This is a genomic window from Neptuniibacter sp. 1_MG-2023 (assembly GCF_030547185.1).
Lineage (GTDB): Bacteria > Pseudomonadota > Gammaproteobacteria > Pseudomonadales > Balneatricaceae > Neptuniibacter.
Window position 1 is genome coordinate 70,321 of the sequence record NZ_JAUOQR010000012.1, and the last position, 24,238, is coordinate 94,558.

Sequence of the window (24,238 nt, forward strand, 5' to 3'; positions counted from 1 at the left end):
TTTTCAATGAATAGATCTTTTATATTTATTACTTTCTCATTGCTTATTCTGCAAGGCTGCCAGAGCAATCCAGCACCTAAGCAAACATTAGCATCAGAACCTGCAACCTACGTTCCTGGGGAATTTAATCAGGAATCACTTTACGATCTTCTACTTGCCGAAATTGCAGGGCAGCGACGATTATTCCCAATTGCGTTAGATAACTATTCAGTACAAGCCCAAAAAACTCGCGATCCAGCAGTGGCAGAGCGAGCAACACGTATTGCTCAGTACCTAAGAGATAGCGATAAAATTCTTAGCAGTGCGCGTCTATGGCGTGAGATCTCACCAGAAAACCCAGAACCATACCAAATAGAAGCCTCTATGCTGTTACATGAAGGCAAATACGAAGACGCTCTCCCATTAATTCAAAAAGCATTAGACTACGACGCTCTCCGCACGTTAGCGCTAATTCGTAACCAAAGTGAAAACATAAACAGCCAAACGAGCAGCGGCTACATCTCAATGCTCGAAGCATATAAAAAGAGCCACAAACCTCGCTCTGATTTAGCACTCACTTTAGCTTTACTTTACAAAGCATCAAACCAAACAGAACGGGCCCTTGCTTCATTTAATCAAGCACTAGATATCAACCCGGAAAACCCTGAAGCATTAATACAGAAAGCTGAACTACTGCGCTTAGAAAAAGATCTAGACGGCGCACTTACAATGATCAAGTCAGCCTTTGAGCAGCAACCCGAAAACAAACAACTTAACATTCTCTATACACAGCTATTATTCCAGACCAACCATATCCAAGAAGCCACTCAACAAGCCGAATCACTTTTAGATGACAATATTAAAGATAAACAGCTCACCTATTATTTAGCGCTTCTTTTACTTGAAAATGAACAATTAACAACTGCACAAAAAGCGTTTAAACACCTTTTAATTATCGAAGAGAACGATAGCTCTCCTCACTTTTATCTGGGCCATATCGCACAAGCTCAAAAGAATAACAAACAGGCGATTGAGCACTATATTTCGGTAAAAGAAGGCCCCAATGTTTTACAGGCATTAACACGAGCAGTCGCGCTACTAGAAAGCGACCAAAATAAGGCACAAGTCCAACAAATTCTTAAGGATGCACGTGCTTCACTACCTAGCCAAGCAACTCAAATATTTACCATAGAAGCCGAATGGCTAAACCTCCACAACTATAGCGATGAAGCATTTACCTTAATTGAAGATGCCTTGAGCCTAACGCCGAACAACACCACGCTACTCTACACACGTGCGATGATGATTGAATCAACCGACTTTCCACAAGCGGAGAAGGATTTACGTCAAGTACTCGCCCTAGACCCCGATAATGCGACCGCACTCAATGCGCTTGGCTATACTCTACTATTACATACCGATCGATTTACAGAAGCACATCAATTAATTCAAACCGCGCTAAATCTAGAACCCGAAGACCCCGCTATTTTAGATTCTATGGGCTGGGTATTACATAAGATGGGGCGTTCACAAGAAGCGCTACCTTATCTGGAAAAAGCTCACGCGTTATATTCAGACCCTGAAGTATCTAGCCATCTCATTCAAGTTTACTGGGCAACCGATCAAAAAGACAAAGCCAAAACGCTGCTCGAGTCTGCCCATAAAGAGAACCCAGACAATCCCTTTTTAGATGAAGCAATGCAAGCTATTGGCACTCAATAATTTGCATTGTCTAACTGACAGATATCAAAATCTATATGTATAAAAACTTATTCTTTGCCTTCTGCTGCTTATATTTAGCCGGTTGTAGTTTACAAAAAACTCAACCACTCTCTCCCAACCTATCTTGGGATGAGCATCAAACCCTTTTGAAACAATATTTAAACTGGGAACTAAGCGGTAAAGTTGGCATTCGCACAGCTGACGACAATCAAACAGCCAGCCTCAAATGGCTACAGATAGCGCAAACTTACCAAATTGATATACATGGCCCTTGGGGACAAGGAGGAGCCTCAATCGAAGGAAAACCTGGGGCTGTTACCGTTAACGTATCTGGTGACAAACAATACAGGGGAGCCAACCCAGAACAAATATTATATGAGAAACTAGGTTGGGATCTGCCTATCAGCGATATTTACTGGTGGATACGTGGCTTACCTTCACCAGAAAAACCTTATACTCATCACCTTGAAGACAACCGTCTTAAAGCACTACAGCAGGACGGATGGGAGATTCAGTATCTACGCTATAACAACCTAAATCCCGCGCTGCCGAACAAGCTAAGCCTATCCAGAAATGATCTAAAAATAACGGTCATCATTAATAGCTGGATCAAACAATAAGATCCAAAGTAAAACGATAAGGAATATTAACCTCTAAGCGCCTCTAAGGTTTGACATTAAAAAGCCAATCCTAGATAATCTGCGCCTCTTTCAATGGGAGGCCGGTCCTCCAAGAGGAAAATGTTGGGGTATCGCCAAGCGGTAAGGCACTGGTTTCTGATACCAGTATGCGGAGGTTCGAATCCTCCTACCCCAGCCAAAAAAGCCTATGAACGGTTCCCAATCTATAGATTCCGAACAAATTACAATCGAAAAGGTGCACGCCGTGTCCAAGATGATGGTCTTCACCGGCAATGCTAACCCGGAACTTGCGCGAAAAGTAGTTGATCGCCTTGATATCCCTATGGGTAAAGCAAATGTTGGTCGTTTTAGTGATGGCGAAGTAAGCGTTGAGATTCAAGAAAACGTCCGTGGTAAAGATGTTTTCATTATACAATCTACCTGCGCGCCAACGAACGACAATCTAATGGAACTGATTGTACTTGCGGATGCTCTTCGCCGGGCATCAGCTTCACGTATTACAGCGGTTGTACCTTACTTTGGTTACGCCCGCCAAGATCGTCGCCCCCGCTCTGCTCGTGTACCTATCACAGCGAAAGTGGTTGCAGACATGATGGATGCTATTGGTATCGACCGCGTTCTTACGGTTGATCTCCATGCAGACCAGATTCAGGGATTCTTTAGTGTTCCTGTGGATAACGTTTACGGTTCACCTGTACTACTAGATGATATCGTTGACCAAGAATACGACAATATAATGGTTGTTTCGCCAGACGTAGGCGGTGTAGTACGCGCCAGAGCGGTTGCTAAACAACTTGATTGTGATCTTGCCATTATCGACAAACGTCGTGAGCGTGCAAATGAATCACAAGTTATGAATATTATAGGTGATGTTGAAGGCCGTACCTGCGTACTTGTCGATGACATGTGCGATACCGCAGGCACGCTGTGTAAAGCAGCTAAAGCGCTGAAAGCAAACGGTGCAGCACGCGTAGTTGCTTACGCGACTCACGCAGTTCTTTCCGGTCCTGCTGTTAGCAATATCACCAACTCAGATTTAGATGAATTTGTTGTCACTGACACAATCCCTCTTTCTGAAGCAGCCGCTGGCTGCAATAAAATTCGCCAGCTAACACTCGCGCCACTGCTTGCAGAAGCCGTTCGCCGTGTTTGTAACGAAGAATCTATCAGCGCAATGTTCCGCTAAGGTAACACTTACAACAATCGCTGATACAGCGCTCGCCACGAAGCGGCGAGCATATTGCCCATAAGGGCCAAATACTGCAAAACTTGGTCGCAAGGTTTTGCAGTTTGTTTATTTAAAGGTATTAAAATGTCTAACTTTGAAGTAAATGCAGTAGCACGTGAAGATGAAGGGAAAGGTGCGAGCCGCCGCCTACGTCGCACAGGTCTTGTTCCTGGTATTGTTTACGGTGGTGATAAGCGCAAAAAGCCAACAGCCATCGCAATGCCAAATAACGAGCTAATTAAGCTACTAGCAGACGATGCTTTCTACTCATCTATTGTTACACTAAAACTAGATGGCAAAGATGAGCAAGTGATCCTAAAAGATCTACAGCGTCACCCTGCTAAACCTGTTGTACTACATGCTGACTTTCAGCGTGTAACTAAATCCAGCGCGATCAAAATCACTGTTCCTGTTGAATTTGTCAACTTTGAAAAATCACCTGCATCTAAAGCTGCTTGCAAATTTGCATCTGAGAAAAACACAGTTGAAATTATTTGCCTAGCAACAGATCTACCAGAAAGCTTGGTAGTTGACCTATCTGATTGCGAAACAGACAAAGTACTTCACTTATCAGACATCACTTTGCCTGCAGGTGTTGAGATCGTATCTCTTCGTCGTGGCGGTGATCATGATCAAGGTATCGGTTACATTTACGCGCCTCGCGGCAACAAGTAATTTACCGGTAACAATGCACTAGCATGAAAGACAAGATTCAGCTAATTGTTGGCCTAGGTAATCCTGGCGATAAATATGCACAAACTCGTCACAATGCTGGTGCAGAGTTTGTCGAGCAGCTTGCTGCTCGACATCTCACCCCCCTAAAGCCCGAAAAGAAATATCATGGGCTTTACGCTAAAGCTAATATTAATGGTTCAATTGTACATTTACTTGTACCTACAACCTTTATGAATTTGAGCGGCCAATCCGTTTCAGCATTAGCAAACTTTTTTAAAATCCCACCTGAATCAATTTTAGTCGCGCATGACGAACTTGACCTGCCCCCAGGCATTGCTCGCTTTAAATTAGGCGGCGGACATGGTGGACATAATGGTTTACGAGATATTATTAGTAAACTTGGCAATAATAAGAATTTCTACCGCTTACGTATTGGAATAGGCCATCCCGGTCATAGCAGCCAAGTAAGTGGGTTTGTATTAAATAAAGCTCCAGCAAAAGAACGCGATGCAACTCTAACAGCAATAGATGAAGCAGAACGTCATTTGGAGTTAGCCATTACCGGCGACTGGGCCAAAGCAATGAACCAGTTACATAGCTTTTCAGCCAGCTAGTTTCAACTAACAGGAATCAATCATGGGTTTTAAATGCGGTATTGTTGGCCTGCCTAACGTAGGCAAATCTACACTTTTTAATGCGCTAACCAAAAACGGTATTGCCGCCGAGAATTTCCCATTTTGCACTATCGAGCCAAACGCCGGTACCGTGGCAATGCCCGATCCTCGTTTAGATAAATTAGCGGCAATCGTTGATCCTGAGCGCGTTCTACCAACAACCATGGAATTTGTGGATATTGCAGGACTCGTAGCAGGTGCATCAAAAGGCGAAGGTCTAGGTAATAAGTTTTTAGCTAACATCCGTGAAACCGATGCCATTGCACATGTTGTTCGCTGCTTTGAAGACGACAATGTTATCCATGTCGCCAACCGCATCGATCCCCTAGCTGACATAGAAATTATCAACCTTGAGCTCGCTTTAGCTGATTTAGACTCTGCAGAGAAACAACTACAACGTATACAAAAGGCAGCTAAAGGCGGCGATAAAGAGGCTGTCGCACAAAAAGCCATTCTAGAACGCTTGATTCCGCATCTAGAAGAGGGCCTACCTGTTCGAGCTTTAGGTCTGAATGACGATGAGATGGCCATCGCAAAGACTTTCCATATGCTAACCGTCAAACCAACAATGTATATAGCCAATGTTGATGAAGATGGTTTTGAAAATAATCCTCATCTAGACAAAGTCCGAGAGTTAGCCGCGACAGAACAAGCGGGCGTTGTGGTTGTCTGCAACAAACTCGAAGCTGAAATTTCAGAATTAGATGACGAAGAACGCAACGAGTTTCTTGAAGACCTGGGTATGGAAGAGCCTGGATTAGATCGTGTTATCCGCGAAGGCTACAACCTACTAGGCCTACAAACCTACTTTACCGCAGGCGTAAAAGAGGTTCGCGCTTGGACTGTCAAAGTAGGCGCAACAGCACCGCAAGCAGCGGGTGTTATCCATACCGACTTTGAAAAAGGCTTTATCCGCGCCGAAGTTGTTAGCTATGAGCACTTTATTGAGTTCAATGGCGAAAACGGCGCAAAAGACGCAGGGAAATGGCGCCTAGAAGGTAAAGACTATATTGTTCAAGATGGCGATGTTGTCCATTTCCGCTTCAACGTCTGAACAAAAATTCACCAAAAAAAGCCGACACTCATTGTCGGTTTTTTTTATTCATTTTTTTCTGATTTTTTCCTAGATAACCTATTGACAGATAAACCGAAAAAGCGAATAATGCGCGCCTCTGAAGCGTTGGCAATATAGCTCAGTTGGTTAGAGCATCGCATTCATAATGCGAGGGTCGCAGGTTCGAGTCCCGCTATTGCCACCATGTTTCAGATAATGCTGGGGTATAGCCAAGCGGTAAGGCAACGGGTTTTGATCTCGTCATGCGGAGGTTCGAATCCTCCTACCCCAGCCACTATTTAAGCATTAGCTATTCATGTTAATCAAAGTGGCATTAACCAAGATTAGTTAAACTATGTAACTTTAGTCCTGCTTAAACCTTAGGTTAGTTTAAAACTACCATCTTCTACATATAGACTTTCTCAGCATATAAATCGCTTTGGTTTTAAATCCTTATAGATTGAAACCTCTGAAGATAAAGCTGTGTATTCTATCCTTGTTGGGGTATCGCCAAGCGGTAAGGCACTGGTTTCTGATACCAGCATGCGGAGGTTCGAATCCTCCTACCCCAGCCATTTCTTATCCCCTTCTAAACACCCTCCATAATTTGATTATCCAATCTTCTTTAGAAACCTGACAACAACCAATAAACCGGATATATTTAACACTACTCATATTATTAATGAGCAGTAGATTTTAAAGGAATTAAATTCTGGAGTTCGCACATACATGTCTCAGGTTATTGAAGTTGACGACAGCACGTTGTTGAATAAATATGAAAACAATCAGCCCCGCAAACAGCGCCTGAGAAGAAATGTACAACTTCTGTTCTTAGGCTTATCTGCCGAAGAGACCGCGCCACTTATAACGCTGCTACGAACATCTAGAATATCCCCACGCGGCAAACAGGTAAATAATGAAACAGAGTTCCTCAGCGCCCTTAGCGAGCGATCTTGGGACCTAATTTTATGCACTATAGATCGTGGTGAATTCACCTCTAAACAAGCCATAAGCCATTTGAAGCGTTTAGATAAAGATATTCCCGTCATACAGATTATTCCCAGTTCTGATAGCCACCTACTGCTACAAGGCTTAAAAAACCATATCCAAGCCGTCGTGCCTTTAGATGAAAAAGAATTAGTTCTGATCAACATCAGACGTGAACTAGATCACTTAGATAACCGTCGCCGTTTAAGGGCAGCCGAAGCATCCTTAGCTGAAGCCGAAAAACGTGCTCAGCAACTAATGCTTAGCTCGAAAAACGCTATTGCCTGCTGCGACCAAGGCTCGCTTGTTTGTATTAATGAAAGCTTTCTTGACCTCTTGGGCTTTGAAAGCAATGAACAAGTGGAAGGCAAACCTCTGGTCGATTTCCTCAATTTTGAAGATCGGAAAAAATTCACAGAACAATTAAGCAAAATGGATGCGCAACATCTGAACGAATCAGAGTTACAGCTCAGCGTTCAGAGAAGCGACCGCACAGAGTTCACTGCAAACATGGAACTCTCCATTATAGAGCGTAACCAGAAGCAGCTCATTAGAGTCCTATTCCGAGTCGATGATCACCATGTAGGCGGACTATTAAACGAAGATTTAGACTATATCTCTGGGCTCTTTAACAAACACCATCTCCATAAGCAGCTCGAACAGATAACCCAAAGAGCGCAACGAGGTGGCAATGATTGCTCTTTACTCTACATAGAGCTTGATCAGCTCGCACAAATTAAAGAAAAACGCGGCCATGAAGGAAGCGATCAGCTCATACGAGATATTTCAGCCCTTCTGCACAAAAAGGTTAATAAAGCTCATTTACTAACACATCCAGAAGAGAACGCCTTTGTAATCATCTTTAAAGACCCGCATGTAGAAAAAGCCGAAGCCTTTGCTGAAAAGTTATGCCAATGCATCGCAAAAACGTGCTCAACTATATCGGGCATGGAGGTTCAATCAACTTGTTCTATAGGCATAACCGTTATTAACGACAGCACCCCTCCTCAAGATGAACTTTTAAATCGCGCAAAAATGGCGATTGCTGATCTTAGAAAAGAAAAAGGCAATGGGAATGGCGTTAAACTACATATCCCTCAAGCTGCCATTATTGAAGAAAAAGATGATGAATACGAAAATATTCGCACTTTAATCGACCAAAAGAATTTCAGGTTACTCTACCAACCTATAGTGAATCTCACCTCTGATGACCACAAGGAGCAGTACTATGAAGTATTACTCCGCCTACTAGATGATGAGAAAAACATGCTGGCACCTTGTGATTTTATGGCCACTGTTGAAGATTCCGAAGCATCAATAAAGGTTGATCGCTGGGTTATTGAACACAGCCTTATCCAGCTGAAGAGATCACTTAACCAAGAAATCAAAAACACACTATTTATCAATATATCCGCACACGTATTAAGTGATACAAAATTACTTACTTGGCTATCCGGTGTACTTAGAAAAAATAAGATTCCAGCCGAACGATTAGTTTTCCAGATCAGTGAATCAGATATAGCTATTTCACCTCGCCAAGCACAAGCTTTTACTGAAAAACTACAAAAAATTCATTGCAGAGTCTGTATTAAGCATTTTGGCAACGCACTCAATGCCAACGATATACTCTCTATGGTGCACTCTGATTTCGTCAAACTTGACGCATCTTATACACAAGACCTAAACAACACACCGGAACTCGATGAGCAGTTCTATAGCCTAATCCAGCAGCTAGGCAGTCTTGATAAGATATCTATTGCGCCACAAGTAGAAGATACCAAAACAATGGCCTCCCTATGGAAAGCCGGTGTTGACTATGTACAGGGAAATTATTTACAGCCCCCGAAAGAAAAAATGGACTATGATTTTTTCGCCGAACAATAACTCGTTAAACTAAGAGCATCCATATACAAAAACAGCCCTTGATAGGGCTGTTTTTTTAATCCATATACCGCTTACTCTTGCAACGTATCTCGGTCACGGAAACCAATAAGGTACAGAATACCATCTAAGCCTAAGGTAGAAATTGCTTGCTTTGCGCTTTCTCGAACTAGAGGCTTAGCACGAAAAGCTATACCTAGGCCTGCGATAGAGAGCATTGGCAGATCATTCGCTCCATCACCAACCGCAATAGTCTGCTCTAGGCGAATCCCCTCTTTCTGCGCGATCTCACGCAGCAGTTCAGCTTTACGCTCACCATTCACAATCACGCCTTTAACTTCGCCGGTTACTTTACCCGCTTCATCAATATCAAGCTCATTCGCATAAACATAGTCAAAGCCCAGCTTATCCTGTAAACGGGATGCAAAATAGGTAAAGCCGCCCGACAAGATCGCCGTTTTAAAACCTAACGCCTTCAAGTTAGAGACCAATTCCTCAGCCCCTTCAGTCATCGGTAACCGCTCAGCAATACGCTCCAGCACTGAAACATCCAGCCCCTTTAAAAGCGCCATACGACGGCGGAAGCTTTCATTAAAATCAATCTCTCCACGCATTGCCGCTTCAGTAATTTCAGCGACTTGATCACCGACACCTGCTTCTTTGGCTAGCTCATCAATCACTTCAGCTTCGATCAGCGTAGAGTCCATATCAAACACAACTAAACGACGGTTACGGCGATAGATATTATCCTCTTGAAAGGCGATATCCACATCAAGATCGCTCGCCGCTGTCAAAAATTCTGATCTTAATTTCGCTGCATCGGCAGGCGCACCACGCACTGAAAATTCGACACAGGCTTTAGTTTGCTCACAGCTATCACTTAAACTAATACGCCCGGACAAACGACTAATATTATCGATATTCAAACTATGGAGCGCCGCAATTTCGGTGACCCGCGCAATTTGAACCGAACTTAGCTTACGTGACAACAAGGTGATGATATGACGTGACTTACCTTGGCCCGCAACCCAGGCCTCATAATTATGCTCATCAACTGGCTGAAAACGGATATTCATATTAAGCTCATGCGCTTTAAAGAGAATATCTCTTAACAACGGAGATGACTCCGCGGCCTTTGGCACTTCAATTAAAATACCTAAAGAAAGCGTATCGTGAATAACCGCCTGACCAATATCTAAAATATTGATCTGAAATTGAGCAAGTATATTGGTAATAGCAGAGGTAACCCCGGGCTTATCGTCACCCGAGATATTAAGCAGAATAATCTCTTTCATCAAAAGCGGTTCCAGTGGAAACTCATATTGGTGCTGATTATAACAAAGCCCTTATGCAGGGCATATTTCATCATTAATACTTATCGATCTTTTTTTACTTCTTAACCTTGAGCCCTTTTTGCTTACCTTTCAACTTGGGCTTTGCAGTCACTTTTCTCTTTTTAGCTTTCTTACTCTGCCCTTTGCCACCAGCATTAAACGCCATTAATTCTTGCTCTGCTGGCGATAAAGCATTCTTAGCTGAAGGCTTACCTTTATTCGCAGTGATACGCCGCTTAGGCTTATTTTCATCGGTCGAGGTTGAGGCACTTTGTCTACGCGACTTTGCCAACGCTTCACGTTGTGAACCTTTTCGAGGGTGCGATTTATCATCACCACTTTTCATGGGACGGTTACCCCATTCTTGCCGATTACCTGGTAGTTTGGCTTTACTATTAGGTTCGCCAATTTTGCCTTCTGCCAACAACTCTCTCGTTGTCTTTTTCTTTTCTCTCTGCTGCTGAGCAAGCTCAAAATCGATCTTGCGTTCATCAAGATCAACACGAACTACTTTCACTCTCAAGCGGTCCCCCAGCTTAAAGGTTTTACGTGTTCGCTCACCCACTAAACGCTGTTTAGCTTGGTCAAACACATAATAATCACCCGGAAGGGCAGTAATATGCACAAGCCCTTCAACAAATAAATCATCTAACTCTACAAATACACCGAAACCCGTAACGGCGGCGATAACGCCTTCATACTCATCACCAACATGCTCCTGCATGTACTCACATTTCAACCATGCCACTACATCACGTGTCGCATCATCTGAACGACGCTCAGTCATAGAGCAGTGTTCACCTAACTCCAATAATTGCTCCATGCTATAAGAACAAACAAATTCAGGGTTAGGAGTAAAACCTTCAGGTCTTCGAATAGAGCTATCTTCTTTATTTGAATGAATAGCCGATCGAATCAAACGATGTACAAGCAGGTCAGGATAACGACGAATAGGCGAGGTAAAGTGTGTGTAAGCTGGATAAGCTAAACCGAAGTGTCCTTGATTATCTGGACTATAAACAGCTTGCCTCATTGAGCGCAGCATCATTGTTTGGATTAAATGTCGATCTGGCCGCTCTTCAATCCATTCTGCTAGCTCTTGGTAATGTTTAGGCTCTGGCTTATCTCCGCCTGCCAAATTAAGCCCTAACTCGCCTAAATATGCCCTAAGGTTCTCTAGTTTTTTCTCTTTAGGGCCTTCATGCACACGATAGATAGCCGGGATATCCAATTTACTTAAGAAGCGTGCCGTAGCCACATTTGCGCATAACATACACTCTTCAATGAGCTTATGGGCATCATTACGATGAACAGGGATAATCTCCTCTATCTTACGGTTCTCACCAAAGATCATTCGAGTTTCAATGGTCTCGAAATCAATCGCCCCTCGAATATCACGCGCTCTACGCAAAGCAAAATAAAGACTATAGAGATCTTCAAGATGTGGTACTACATTGGCGTACTCTGCTCGTAACTGCTTAGATTCACCATCATCGGGTTCCATAAGCATTTTGCCAACTTTCGTGTAGGTCAAACGCGCATGAGAACAGATAACCGCTTCATAAAATTTATAACCCGACAGAACACCTTTCTCACTTATGGTCATCTCACAAACCATAGCCAAACGGTCTACCGCAGGATTAAGCGAGCATAGACCGTTGGAAAGTAGTTCAGGTAACATAGGCACAACAAATTCAGGAAAATACGTTGAATTTGCTCGCTGGAATGCTTCCTTATCTAACTCTGTCCCTGGCTTCACATACCAAGAAACATCTGCGATTGCGACCCATAAACGCCAACCACCGGATGCTTTCTTCTCTGCATAAACCGCATCATCAAAATCTTTAGCGTCTTCACCATCAATGGTGACTAAAGGTAGGTCACGCAAATCAACTCTATTTAATTTTGCACTTTCTTCAACTTCAGCAGAGAGCTCACCAATTTCTTGGCGAACAAGATCTGTCCACTCATTTGGGATCTCATAATTATGAATGGCAACCGTAATCTCCATACCCGGAGCAAGATGATCACCTAACACCTCCACTACACGAGCTTTAGGGAGATCTCTTTTCCCCGGCTGACTGATCAGCTCAGCCACAACCAACTGTCCATCTTTATAAACAGCTGGATTTTCAGGATCAGGTACAATCATTATCTCTTGAGTAATACGCTGATTCTCTGGACGCAGATAACCAAATCCCTCTTGCCCACTGAAACGTCCAACTAATTTTCGAGTATTACGCGCTATAACCTCAATAATTTTGCCTTCGCGCCGCCCTTTGAAGTCCACATTGGTTTCTTGAACTAGGACCTGATCCCCATCGAAGACTTGACGCATCTGTCGAGGACTCAACTTCAGATCATCACTGCCATCTTCAGGTTTCACAAAGCCAAAGCCATCTCTATGACCAATCACGCGCCCTTTGATAAAAGACATTTTATCCATCAAGGCAAATTCATTGCGCCGATTGGTCATCAACTGTCCATCTCGACACATCGCCTTTAAACGAAAGAATACTGCGTCACGACTTTCCTCGTCCTTAACCCCCATCTCATCACACAACTGAGCGTGACCTACGGGCGCACCTCTCTCTTGCATAAACTGCAACATAAAATCCCGACTAGGTACGGGGTTACTATATTTTTCCGCTTCTAATGCGGCCTGGGGGTCATTCTTAGTCCAATCGTTACTCATAGAGTTCTCAAAGCAAATATAATCAAAAAGGCCTTAATCAGTGAAAGCATACCATGCCTTATAAAAAGCCAAAAACATGGATATAAGATAGCAGAAGAAATAAAAAAGCCGGCGTTTTTGCCGGCTTTTTGAAAGGATTAAGGACGATCATCAATCTCCTGCTCTTTCTCCTCCGGCGGCATGAGATCCTCTTTACATACATTCATAGCCATCAGCACATTGGCTGCGACATAAATAGATGAATAAGTACCCACAAATACACCAACCAGTAGGGCAACAGCAAACCCATGTATCATCTCACCACCAAACACCGCCAATGCAACAAGCACCAGCAAGGTGGTCAATGAGGTCACCACTGTACGTCCAAGCGTCTGACTCAACGATGCATTCATTATCTCAACTGCACTTTCCTTACGCATCTTGCGGAAGTTTTCACGAATGCGGTCAGAGACAACAATAGTATCGTTAAGCGAATAACCGATAACCGCTAGAATCGCAGCCAGTACGGTTAAGTCAAAATCAAGTTTAAACAGGGCAAAGAAACCCAAAACAATCAATACGTCATGCGCTAATGCAGCAACAGCACCGATAGAAAACTTAAGCTGGAAACGAAAAGCCACATAAACCATGATCATAAACAAGGCAAGCAACATGCCTAAACCACCTTGTTCACGCAGCTCTTCACCTACCTGAGCGCCAACAAATTCATTACGACGTAATGTTAGCGTTTGCGTTTCGCCATCTTGCAGTGCCGCAAGTACTTTATCGCCCAGTTTAGGATCATGATCCTGCCCCAAACGAATCAGTATATCGGTAGGTGAACCAAAGGTTTGTACAACCGCATCGTTGTAACCAACTACTTTTAACTGATCACGTATTTTGTTCAGATCCGCTGGCTGCTCATAACCAATTTCAACCAAACTACCGCCGGTAAAGTCCAAGCCAAACTTAAGACCATTTACGGCTAAAGCGCCAATAGACACAACCAGCATGGCAATGGAGAAAAACACGGCTACTTTACGCAGCCCCATGAAGTTATATATTTTATATGTAGACATCATCAGACCCTCAAATAGACAGCTTAGTGAGCTGACGATTGCCATAAGTAAGGTTAACCAAAGCACGGGTAACAAAAATGGCTGTAAACATAGAGGTTAAAATACCCACAGACAGAGTGATCGCAAAACCTTTAACTGGCCCTGTGCCCATCGCAAATAAGATAACCGCAGCAAGTAGTGTGGTGATATTGGCATCCAAGATAGTCGTAAACGCTCGACCAAACCCAGAACTAATTGCAGATTGAGGTGGTAAACCGTTTGCGAGCTCCTCTTTGATACGTGCAAAAATCAACACGTTGGCATCCACCGCCATACCGACTGTAAGCACAATACCTGCAATACCTGGTAGCGTCAGTGTTGCCGATAACATCGACATAATGGCAATCAATAAGACCAAGTTAAACGCCAAAGCGATATTAGCCAGTAAACCAAACACTCGGTAGTAGATAAGCATAAAGATAAGCACAAGCGCTAAACCGATCTGCACCGACATCACACCCATTTCAATATTCTGCGCACCCAAACTAGGTCCGACTGTACGCTCCTCTACAAAGTAGATAGGCGCAGCAAGCGCACCCGCTCGAAGTAGTAACGCCAATTCAGAAGACTCACCAGCGCCATCAAGCCCCGTGATTCTGAACTGATTACCCAGTACAGATTGAATCGTCGCTAAAGAGATAATCCCTTTCTCTTGATAGCGAACAGTTTCAGCAACCTGCTCACCCTCAATACTTTTATAAACCGTACGCTCTTTATCCTCAACGAATAAAACAGCCATACGCCGTTGAACTGCATTTTTAGTGGTACGAGCCATAAGCTCACCACCTTTAGAATCCAACGTAATATTAACTTGAGGCTGACCATTTTCATCAAATGACGACTGCGCATTAGCAACATTATCACCTTTAATGATGATATCTTTTTCAAGTGTTGCTTTACGGCCAAGGTCACTTCTAAACTCATACACTTCTGTACGCGCAGAACTTGCCCCGCCTTTCGCCTCTAGACGAAATTCCAACGTCGCTGTTTTACCAATAATTCGTTTCGCCGCTGCGGTATCTTGAATACCTGGAAGCTGAACAACAATACGGTTTCGGCCTTGACGCTGAACTAATGGTTCCGCTACGCCCAGCTCATTCACACGATTACGAAGTGTTGTTAAGTTCTGCTTAATCGCATAAGTTTCAATATCACGTACAGCTTGTTCTGTCAGATTAATGACCGTGTAAAAATCACCATCACGGTCTTCACCTGAAACAACAAATTCAGGATATTCCTTGCGCAATAAATCGATTGAGTTATCGCGATACTCAGCAGACGTAAATTTAACAGCTAATCCACCATCATCTAAGCTATCCATCTTGCGATAACGAAGCTTCTCTTCACGCAAACGGCCTTTAATCTCAGACGCATAATTCTCAAGCTTTTGAGCGACAGCTTTAGGTAAATCGACTTCAAGTAAAAAGTGCACACCGCCACGAAGATCCAAGCCCAACTTCATTGGGCCTGCGCCCATAGATGTTAGCCAATCGGGGGTTGTAGGTGCCAAATTCAAAGCGACAATATAATCATCACCAACTGTCTTGCTGATAATGTCCTTAGCCTTTAACTGATCATCACCCGTTGCAAAACGAATCAAACCAGCATTTTTGCTAAGTTCTGAAGATTTAAAAGCAACACCTTCACTTTCAAGCGAAGCTGTAACTTTATCTAATAAAACCTGATCAACTTGGAAAACATCTCTACTACCGGTCAACTGTACTGCATAGTCATCCGGGTATAGGTTAGGCGCTGCATATAAACCGCCAAAAACCAAAACAAATAGAATAAGAAGATTTTTCCAGAGGGGGTATCGATTGAGCATGGGTGCCCTTTCCCAATTAGAAACAGAAACACCGCGACCTATTTAGGTAGCGGTGCCTGTGAATTAGCTTAAATGCTCTTAAGAGTGCCTTTTGGCAGAGCCGCTGATACATGTGATTTCTGGAACGTTAATTCCGTGCCTTCACATACTTCAAGAACAACATAGTCATCATTCAAATTAACTACTTTGCCCAAGACGCCACCTGCAGTGATCACTTCGTCACCTTTGCTAATGCCGTTCAATAGCTCTTTATGCTCTTTTGCACGCTTAGCCTGTGGGCGCCACATAAAGAAGTAAAAAATAAGACCAAAGCCCACTAAAAACAAAATATTGAACATACCAGATTCCATTGGGGCACCGGCAGCACCTTCAGCAAAAGCTGGAGAGATAAAGAAGCTCATTCGTTACTCCTAAAAAGTAAAATATAAATATTATCGTTATAAACTATTAAATCTATATGGAGTCAAGCTGAGGAGTTTCAAGGCCTCGCTTGCTATAAAATTCATCCACAAAGTCGCTCAATTTACCTTGTTCAATGGCCTGACGCAATCCAGCCATAAGTACCTGATAATAATGCAGGTTGTGGATAGTATTGAGTTGAGCACCTAATATTTCTTTACACTTATCTAAATGGTGCAGATAAGCTCGACTAAAATTTTGGCAAGTATAGCAATCACAAGTAGGATCTAAGGGGCCTGTATCTGTTTTGTGAACTGAGTTTCTTATTTTAACTACGCCGGTATCAGTGAATAGAAAGCCATTACGCGCATTACGCGTAGGCATCACACAATCAAACATATCGACACCGCGACGCACTGCTTCAACTATATCTTCAGGCTTGCCTACCCCCATCAAATAACGGGGCTTGTTAGCCGGCATTTTATGCGCAAGATGATCAAGTACTTTAACCATCTCGCCTTTAGGTTCACCTACAGAAAGACCACCAATAGCGTAACCATCAAAATCGATCTCTTCCAATCCCTTCAGGGACTCGTCACGTAAATTAGGATACATACCGCCTTGCACAATACCAAACAACGCGGAAGGGCTATCACCATGGGCATCTTTTGAACGTTTAGCCCAACGCATAGAGAGACGCATTGATTCTGCGGCTTCCAATTCAGTAGCAGGATAAGGCGTACACTCGTCAAATATCATAACGATATCGGAACCCAAATCACGCTGTACCTGCATGGATTCTTCCGGCCCCATAAAAACTTTTGAGCCATTGACAGGAGACTGAAAAGTAACACCTTCTTCAGTAATTTTTCGCATTTTACCTAAACTAAAGACCTGAAAACCGCCAGAGTCAGTCAAAATTGGCCCTTTCCACTGCATAAAGTCATGCAGATCGCCATGCTGTTTAATAATCTCGGTTCCAGGACGAAGCATAAGATGGAAAGTATTACCTAGAATGATCTGGGCACCTGTTGCCTCAATATCCCTCGGTGCCATACCTTTTACCGTGCCATAAGTACCCACTGGCATAAATGCAGGAGTTTCAATAGTTCCGCGGGGAAACTGTAAACGGGCGCGTCGCGCTTTTCCATCTTCAGCAATCTTTTCAAACTGCATAAAACATTGTCTAGTCATCATTACCTCTTAACTTTGCAGTTCTGATTGCGAATCTGATTGTCGTGTTAAATACATAGCGTCCCCATAACTAAAGAAACGGTAGCGCTGCTCAACCGCCTCTTGGTAAGCCTTTTTAATATGTTCATAACCAGAGAAAGCACTCACTAACATCAATAAGGTCGATTCAGAAAGATGGAAGTTAGTGATCATTGCATCAACTGATTTGAACTCGTACCCCGGAAAGATAAAAATATCACTGTCTCCAAAGAAAGGTTCAATCTCACCTTTTTGGCTAGCACTTTCTAAACTACGTACACTGGTTGTACCCACTGCGATAACACGCCCACCATTGGCCCTTGTTTCTCGCACTAATTCACAAACCTCTGCACTCACTTCAATATATTCAGAGTGCATAACATGCTCATCAATGTTATCTACTTTGACCGGCTGAAAAGTTCCCGCACCAACGTGCAACGTCACGAAAGCCTGCTTAACACCTTTAGCCTCCAAATCAGCCAATAGCTGATCATCAAAATGCAAACCGGCGGTAGGTGCAGCAACCGCTCCGGGCTTCCGGTTATAAACCGTTTGGTAACGCTCCCTATCTGATAGTTGATCTTCCCGTTTCATATAGGGAGGCAAAGGCATATGTCCATGCTCTTCCAACAGATCAATAATGTTGCCATCAACCAAAAACCGAAGTTCAAACAGGTTTTCATGTCGAGCAACCATCTCGGCTTCAATACCACCATCAAGTATCAAATGAGAGCCGGGCTTAGGCGAACGGCTAGATCGAATATGAGTAAGTGCACGCTTACTATCTAAAACCCGTTCAACAAGCACCTCAACACGTCCACCTGAAGCTTTCTGGCCAAATAAGCGCGCGGGGATAACACGAGTATCATTAAAGACCATCAGATCCCCAGGTTGTATAAATTGCAGCACGTCTCGAAACTCACCGTGCTTCAGCTCGCCACTATCACCATTTAAAGATAATAACCGGCTAGCGCTGCGTTCCTTTAGCGGAAAGCTTGCAATAAGCTCTTCAGGAAGCTCAAAATAAAAATCTTTTACCTGCATGCGGAGAATTCTTCACAATAAAGTTTAAAATGTAACCAGAGGGCGCGGATTGTAACGGAAAGAAGACTTTTTTTCAGTTTTTCGTCGGTATTGATTGACGAAAGCGCTCAGATTTCTATAATACGCCTCTCCTTAGTGCCAGCGTGATGAAATTGGTAGACATGAGGGATTCAAAATCCCTTGTCCGCAAGGACGTGCCGGTTCGAGTCCGGCCGCTGGTACCATTCCCCTCAGATATTTGAGGAACAAGAAATAACCTTTGCATTATAAAGGCTCTGATAGAGAAGCGGAATCGAAAGATGACCGCTTTTTTTGTGTCTAAAACTCTCCCTCAGTCCATAACAGGAAAATTCCCTGTGCGGATTCTGCCCACCATAAATGCCCCCCCCTATTAAATTCAATCGTTTCGACTAACTAAGTGTTGATTATGCTGACAAGCGTCATTATCAGATATATCAATCGAGCATACCTTACTTGTTGTTCTTTCTGGTCTTAACGAGGCTATAATGCATCTTGAATAGGTATTTACTTGGATAGGTGTGTTATACCTCTAGGAAAGTATTCTATCGATATAAGCCAAGCTATCATGCTGGATAGTTGAATATATTAGATTCCTAATTAAAAGGATTACGCGGAACAGCAAAGGAGCTGCAAATTGAAGTTAATCAATACAGTTACCAATGAGATTAGAAAAGTAGAATTAAATCACACAGGCTAGGTTAAATTTTGTACCCCCTTGGACTACTTTTGAAGCGGAACATCCAGCAGTCCTAAACGCACAAAATGCCGTTGAATCAATATCTGACTCCCTTTCCCCTGCTCCGCAAGTTTCTTCGCTGCTTCAAGAAATACTTGTTTGGTCTACAACATTATTGTTATAGCTGCAGGATGCGAATAGAAGGCTATTTCAAAAAGAAGGCCTATTAGTAGATCAAGACTATCAAGAACTCTATTCACTCATGAAATCTGAGCTCGGCGTATCATCTTCTGCTGATACCACTGCTATTCCTCTCGCCCCAAAGCAAATTCCTGTATCTATTAACCCGGACAGGCCCGTAATCCTCAAATCCATGGAGCCTTTAAAGAACGTCAATAAAATCCAGCCTGATCAAAAGCTTGAATTTCTACCAAATTGGATGACTGTTGTTTTTGGTGGGAATGGGTCAGGGATAATCAGAATATGCTCGAAGCCGTAGTTGGATTCAGTCAAGCAAAGCATGACATCATTAATGGCCTATATAAACGTTGCTGCGATATTGTAGAAGGCCATGAAACTTAAGGTAAAAATAAGTAGGTGCCGTAGGTGTTACTCCCCTATAGGAAAGTTCCACCATGCATCAACAGACTGTTTTACAATTACTTTTACGATAAAGTAAGATCGGTTTTTTATTTTTCCTGATTAATTCTTCACGATTTACTACGTGATCAGTGCATAGGACGCACCAAGGATGACAACTCAAACACAACAGGATATTGCTAATCGCTTCTACGTATCTGACATCCCCAGTGCGCTTATACCAGCCACAAGGCTAAACACCATCATCACCCAACTGTACAAAAAGCAATCTATTACAAAGTCAGCATTAAACTATCTGGACAATCAGGAGCTTCACTCTCTCCATCAGTTAGCTTCTGGCCTACTGAGCTATGAAGAATTCCGAGCAAAAGCCACTAATGAGCAGACTGAGCGTAAGCAAGCAGCAGAGCTACAGAGGCAGGCTGATGAAGAAAAACAACGCCAACTAGAGATAGAAAGAAAAGAGAAAATTAAAAAAACACAGGAAGCGGCTAAAGCCACACGCATCGCTCGCGAGAAAGACCCGAAGCACATTGCGAAGGTAAAGAATCAAAATCTGAGGGCGAAGTATGGCCTTGACTGGTTTATCGAACAAGAGGATTTCCCGATATTGATGAATATCCTCAAACGAGCAGATAACGGTCAGCGCCTATCCGAGAAGGATATTGTATGGTTAACGACTGACGGCGATGAATACTACACAGATGAACTGCGATCTAGATTCCATAGTCTCGAAGCAAAGTTCTACACAAATCAATACAAGAAGACTCAGGACTTGTGGATGCTGGTAAATGCTAGCAGTCACTATAGAAAATCTAATGATGCAAAGTCAGCAGATCAATTATTCGATACAATAAATATCCACGAGCAAAAAATGCCTAAGCTCAAGGCTGCATTATTAACTACCCTCGGCGGCGTTAAACGAGATATAGGGATGAAAGCGGAAGCCATTACTTTAGGCGAACAAGCCCACCAACTAGTGAATAAAGATTATCGACCTTGCACTCTTCTTGGAGCTGTACACATGGAAACGGGAAATCTCATGCTGGGTCAGGAATGGTATACAAAGGCAGAAGAAAGAGGTGCCAACACCAAGGCAATTGATAGCGACCTCAGAAGCATCTTCATGCGAGCAGACAAAGCTAGTAGAGGTAAAATGAAAGCACACTTACTCAGAGTCGACCCAGATAGATACGGCTGGGTAAAGAAATACTGACCACTTCAAGCGGAAAATACGGAAGCAATGGCCACTCATTTAGTGGGCTAAATCTTCGCCATATCGAAGTGTATCGTCATACAATAAATGCTATCAACTCCGATACTTTGCAATTCAGAGGCTAATCAAACTGCCACTATATATAACTAAAAAACAGCTATTATCAAACAATTAGTCGCTTTCAAAATTCCTTGTCCGCAAGGACGTGCCGGTTCGAGTCCGGCCGCTGGCGGCATTGCTTACAAGCCACGTTATGACGAGGCTTTTTTGTATCTAAATTTTGCTTTTCAGATATTTAAAGCGAAGGGTTTAACCTGTTCGCAATCCCCTCTTTTCAAAAACGTATACGTCTAGCCACTGAAACTACACACCCTTGCCACTCAGCTACCTTGCTCTTTTCTGTGGTTCCCCATGAGATCCAAGCTCGAATAGGGTGCACCTACGCTCTTTTAAAGTGCTCTTTTGAGCACAACCGCCCGATCAACAAGCAGAAACGCCGAAAAACAAGGGATCAAAAAACAACCAGCAATGACGTAAGCCAATGATAAAAAAGGAGTAAATTTATTTTTATATAAACTGGCCTAAAGCGTGCATTCATAAAAAGTGACACTACGTCCCAAAAAATGAGGTTACCATGAAGTTGTTAAACATGATCAGACACAACCGAGGGTTACTTGTTGCTGCTAGTCTATTCGCTTCAACAGTTGCTCAAGCCACTACCGACGTAAACATTGGCGTTCAACCCGCTACCCAACCAATTTATATCGCTAAAGCTGCAGGCTACTTACAACCTATCGAAGAAAAGTATGACGTGAATTTTGTGTTTCATAGCTTTTCGTATGGTGCGCCTGAAAACCAAGCACTTGCGACTGGCGCAATTGACTTAGCTTCTGCCGGTATGGGGCCAGCGATTATTGCCTCAGCGAGATTGCCTGCACAATTGTTGGCAATTACCATTCTTGAGCAAACAGCCATCCTTGTTCCTTCAGATTCTACCATTACTAGCGTTGCCGACCTAAAAGGTAAAAAAGTAGCTTACCCTGGTAAGGGTTCACAGCAGTTCCCTCTTTTGATCAAGGCACTCAGCGATGCTGGCTTAGACATTAACGATATAGAGCTATTCAAAACCAAAGGGTCTAATGTCGGTCAACTGGTGACACAAAAGGATGTAGATGCAGGTATCACTTGGGATCTGCATGTATCAAAAGCTCTGGCTTCAGGTGAAGCTAAAGTACTAATTAAAGCAGAAGAAATATTACCTTTAAAATCAGATCATTACATTGGTAATGGTTTTTACGGCCGCACAGACTTTATCGACAATAACCCCGAGTTAGTACAAGACTTGATGAGCTCTATAGTCCAAGCCATTGAGTTGATCAAAAGCGAGCCCGAAACCGCTATAGACTACTGGCAAAAAGAGATTGGTTTCCCGAAAGACGTCATCTCGTTTTCTATTAATCAGCAGATATCAGTTTACAGCACAGACATCAGCCCTGATGCATCAACCGTTGAAAAATTTACTACGTTCTTACAAGACGCCGGTATTTTAGAAGCAAATGATACTCCAAAATTCAATGAAACCTTTGCAAAGAATGCGATGAAGTAATGGCCAATCTAGGTCTCCGGTTACGCCACGGTGTAACTAGAGACCTCTCGCCAGCACATTCATTTACGGAGAAGATCCATGCTCAAACGCATTAAACCATTACAGGGTGCTTTACCCTACTTCATCGCGGGCTTAGCTATTATTACTGTATGGCAAATAGTCGTTTTCCTGCTACAACCTAGCCCGGCGATTTTACCCAGCCCTTTTAAAACAGCTAATACCTTATGGGAGCTGATTCAGTCGGGTGAACTGTTTATTCATATCAGCGCTAGTTTATCGCGTGTGGTATCCGCTTGGTGTTTAGCTGCACTCATCGCTATTCCTCTTGGCCTTATACAAGGTACCAACGCACGCTTTGAAAAAGTATTTGACCCAGTCGTCGAGCTCTTTCGACCTATATCTCCGTTAGCTTGGATCCCATTAGCCATTTTATGGTTTGGTATTGGCGAATCAGGAAAAATATTTATCATTTTTGTTGCGACCTTTTTCCCTATGTTACTGAACACCGTATCAGGCGTAAAAGCAGTCGACCCGGTCATGATCCGAGCAGGGAAAATATTAGGCTGCGATAGTTCGTTTAAGTTATTTATCAAGGTTATTTTACCCGCAGCGATGCCAACCATTTTAGTAGGTATGCGTATCGCATTTGGCACAGGTTGGGCCGCTATTATTGCCGCTGAACTGGTTGCCGCACAAAACGGCTTAGGCTTTTTGATTTCGGATGGTATGGAAATTTTGCGCTCAGATTTAGTCCTTGCAGGCATGGTCGTGATTGGTGTCTTAGGTGTACTTATCGATTCAATCTTTCGACTCATTGGTAAAAAAGTAAACTGGGGGCAGTCATGAGTAACAATCAAATCGCACAAAAAAGCAGCAGTAAAGGCATTTTAATTCAGAATGTTAGCAAAATGTTTTATAACGCCGAAGGTGAAGGTATAGAGGCACTAAAACCCGTTAACTTAGATATTAAAGCAGGCGAGTTTGTTGCGGTTATCGGCCCATCAGGCTGCGGTAAAAGCACCCTACTCAATATTATTGCAGGCTTTGAAAGCGCAACCGCTGGCAGTGTTTGGGTTGACGGCGAGAAAATCACCCAACCCAGTATCGATCGCGGCATGGTCTTCCAGCAATATGCGCTTTTCCCTTGGTTGAGCGTGAGTGAAAATGTTGAGTTCGGCTTAAAACAAATGCAAGTTCCTGCCGAAGAGCGCAAAAAAATTGTTCACTCTTTTTTAGAATTAGTCGGTCTACAGGAATTTGCCAATGCCAGCATTATGGCGTTATCGGGCGGCATGAAGCAGCGCGTCGCTTTAGCTCGCGTATTTTGCACTAACCCCTCTATTATTTTAATGGATGAGCCCTTTGGCGCGCTAGATGCATTAACACGAAGCATGCTGCAAGACGAGCTATTAGCTATATGGAAAGAATACGAAAAAACCGTCGTCTTAATTACCCACTCAGTCCAAGAAGCCTTAGTTCTAGCTAACCGTATTGTAGTTATCACTAACCGTCCGGGAAAAATAAAATTAGATATTGAGATTAAGCTGCCGTATCCGCGAGATAAAAAGTCATTAGAGTTTAGAGAGTTAGAAGCTCAAATTTTAAGTCAACTCACCGACGAAATAGCTAAAAATTACGGTGCTAAACCAAAATCACTTACGGCGGATTAATT

General features: G+C 43.1%; 18 protein-coding genes and 5 tRNA genes. 16 read left to right on the top strand and 7 right to left on the bottom strand.

What is annotated here, in order from left to right:
• Window positions 1-6: 6 nt before the first annotated feature.
• The 11 genes from Q4492_RS13140 (at window position 7) to Q4492_RS13190 (ending at window position 8,844) form a co-directional block, all read left to right on the top strand.
• Window positions 7-1,701: a tetratricopeptide repeat protein gene (locus tag Q4492_RS13140; RefSeq protein WP_303418725.1), complete on the top strand. Its 1,695-nt coding sequence runs from the start codon at window positions 7-9 to the stop codon at window positions 1,699-1,701.
• Window positions 1,702-1,736: 35 nt separating this feature from the next.
• Window positions 1,737-2,321, top strand: a complete 585-nt coding sequence (gene lolB, locus Q4492_RS13145) for a lipoprotein insertase outer membrane protein LolB (RefSeq protein WP_303418728.1) — start codon at window positions 1,737-1,739, stop codon at window positions 2,319-2,321.
• Between the two features lie 124 nt (window positions 2,322-2,445).
• Window positions 2,446-2,520, top strand: a tRNA-Gln gene (locus tag Q4492_RS13150).
• A gap of 66 nt (window positions 2,521-2,586) precedes the next feature.
• Window positions 2,587-3,528: a ribose-phosphate pyrophosphokinase gene (locus Q4492_RS13155; protein WP_067984270.1), complete on the top strand. Its 942-nt coding sequence runs from the start codon at window positions 2,587-2,589 to the stop codon at window positions 3,526-3,528.
• Window positions 3,529-3,654: 126 nt separating this feature from the next.
• Window positions 3,655-4,245: a 50S ribosomal protein L25/general stress protein Ctc gene (locus Q4492_RS13160; RefSeq protein WP_303418734.1), complete on the top strand. Its 591-nt coding sequence runs from the start codon at window positions 3,655-3,657 to the stop codon at window positions 4,243-4,245.
• Window positions 4,246-4,268: 23 nt separating this feature from the next.
• On the top strand, window positions 4,269-4,859 hold the full coding sequence (gene pth / locus Q4492_RS13165; protein ID WP_067866581.1) for an aminoacyl-tRNA hydrolase: 591 nt from the start codon (window positions 4,269-4,271) through the stop codon (window positions 4,857-4,859).
• 22 nt (window positions 4,860-4,881) lie between these two features.
• The gene (ychF, locus tag Q4492_RS13170; protein WP_303418738.1) at window positions 4,882-5,973 is read left to right on the top strand and encodes a redox-regulated ATPase YchF; all 1,092 of its coding nucleotides are present in this window, start codon (window positions 4,882-4,884) and stop codon (window positions 5,971-5,973) included.
• Window positions 5,974-6,101: 128 nt separating this feature from the next.
• Window positions 6,102-6,178, top strand: a tRNA-Met gene (locus Q4492_RS13175).
• A gap of 15 nt (window positions 6,179-6,193) precedes the next feature.
• Window positions 6,194-6,268: transfer RNA gene (locus Q4492_RS13180), tRNA-Gln, on the top strand.
• Window positions 6,269-6,473: 205 nt separating this feature from the next.
• Window positions 6,474-6,548, top strand: a tRNA-Gln gene (locus Q4492_RS13185).
• A gap of 154 nt (window positions 6,549-6,702) precedes the next feature.
• Window positions 6,703-8,844: an EAL domain-containing protein gene (locus tag Q4492_RS13190; protein WP_303418741.1), complete on the top strand. Its 2,142-nt coding sequence runs from the start codon at window positions 6,703-6,705 to the stop codon at window positions 8,842-8,844.
• A gap of 71 nt (window positions 8,845-8,915) precedes the next feature.
• Here the strand turns inward: Q4492_RS13190 and serB are convergent, their stop codons facing one another.
• The 7 genes from serB to queA all read right to left on the bottom strand — a co-directional run bounded on the left by serB (window position 8,916) and on the right by queA (window position 18,447).
• The gene (gene serB / locus Q4492_RS13195; protein ID WP_303418744.1) at window positions 8,916-10,136 is read right to left on the bottom strand and encodes a phosphoserine phosphatase SerB; all 1,221 of its coding nucleotides are present in this window, start codon (window positions 10,134-10,136) and stop codon (window positions 8,916-8,918) included.
• Window positions 10,137-10,230: 94 nt separating this feature from the next.
• Entirely contained in the window at window positions 10,231-12,870 is a 2,640-nt protein-coding gene (rnr, locus tag Q4492_RS13200; protein ID WP_303418747.1) for a ribonuclease R, read from the bottom strand.
• Between the two features lie 137 nt (window positions 12,871-13,007).
• Window positions 13,008-13,928 (bottom strand): protein translocase subunit SecF, encoded by a 921-nt coding sequence (gene secF, locus Q4492_RS13205; protein WP_303418749.1) that lies wholly within the window; start codon window positions 13,926-13,928, stop codon window positions 13,008-13,010.
• A 10-nt stretch (window positions 13,929-13,938) separates the two neighbouring features.
• The gene (gene secD, locus Q4492_RS13210; RefSeq protein WP_303418752.1) at window positions 13,939-15,792 is read right to left on the bottom strand and encodes a protein translocase subunit SecD; all 1,854 of its coding nucleotides are present in this window, start codon (window positions 15,790-15,792) and stop codon (window positions 13,939-13,941) included.
• Window positions 15,793-15,860: 68 nt separating this feature from the next.
• Complete coding sequence (yajC, locus tag Q4492_RS13215) at window positions 15,861-16,193, bottom strand: preprotein translocase subunit YajC (protein WP_067866595.1); 333 nt, start codon at window positions 16,191-16,193, stop codon at window positions 15,861-15,863.
• A 52-nt stretch (window positions 16,194-16,245) separates the two neighbouring features.
• Window positions 16,246-17,385: a tRNA guanosine(34) transglycosylase Tgt gene (gene tgt, locus Q4492_RS13220; RefSeq protein ID WP_303418756.1), complete on the bottom strand. Its 1,140-nt coding sequence runs from the start codon at window positions 17,383-17,385 to the stop codon at window positions 16,246-16,248.
• 9 nt (window positions 17,386-17,394) lie between these two features.
• Window positions 17,395-18,447, bottom strand: a complete 1,053-nt coding sequence (gene queA / locus Q4492_RS13225; RefSeq protein WP_303418757.1) for a tRNA preQ1(34) S-adenosylmethionine ribosyltransferase-isomerase QueA — start codon at window positions 18,445-18,447, stop codon at window positions 17,395-17,397.
• Window positions 18,448-18,584: 137 nt separating this feature from the next.
• Between queA and Q4492_RS13230 the strand changes: the two genes are divergently transcribed.
• The 5 genes from Q4492_RS13230 (at window position 18,585) to Q4492_RS13250 (ending at window position 24,236) form a co-directional block, all read left to right on the top strand.
• A tRNA-Leu gene (locus tag Q4492_RS13230) sits at window positions 18,585-18,671 on the top strand.
• Between the two features lie 1,224 nt (window positions 18,672-19,895).
• The gene (locus Q4492_RS13235; protein WP_303418760.1) at window positions 19,896-20,960 is read left to right on the top strand and encodes a hypothetical protein; all 1,065 of its coding nucleotides are present in this window, start codon (window positions 19,896-19,898) and stop codon (window positions 20,958-20,960) included.
• A 634-nt stretch (window positions 20,961-21,594) separates the two neighbouring features.
• The gene (locus Q4492_RS13240) at window positions 21,595-22,566 is read left to right on the top strand and encodes an ABC transporter substrate-binding protein (RefSeq protein WP_303418763.1); all 972 of its coding nucleotides are present in this window, start codon (window positions 21,595-21,597) and stop codon (window positions 22,564-22,566) included.
• A gap of 78 nt (window positions 22,567-22,644) precedes the next feature.
• Window positions 22,645-23,412, top strand: a complete 768-nt coding sequence (locus Q4492_RS13245; protein WP_303418766.1) for an ABC transporter permease — start codon at window positions 22,645-22,647, stop codon at window positions 23,410-23,412.
• A complete protein-coding gene (locus tag Q4492_RS13250; RefSeq protein ID WP_303418768.1) occupies window positions 23,409-24,236 on the top strand; it encodes an ABC transporter ATP-binding protein in 828 nt (275 codons plus the stop codon). The genes Q4492_RS13245 and Q4492_RS13250 overlap by 4 nt, the downstream gene beginning before the upstream one ends.
• Window positions 24,237-24,238: the final 2 nt, after the last annotated feature.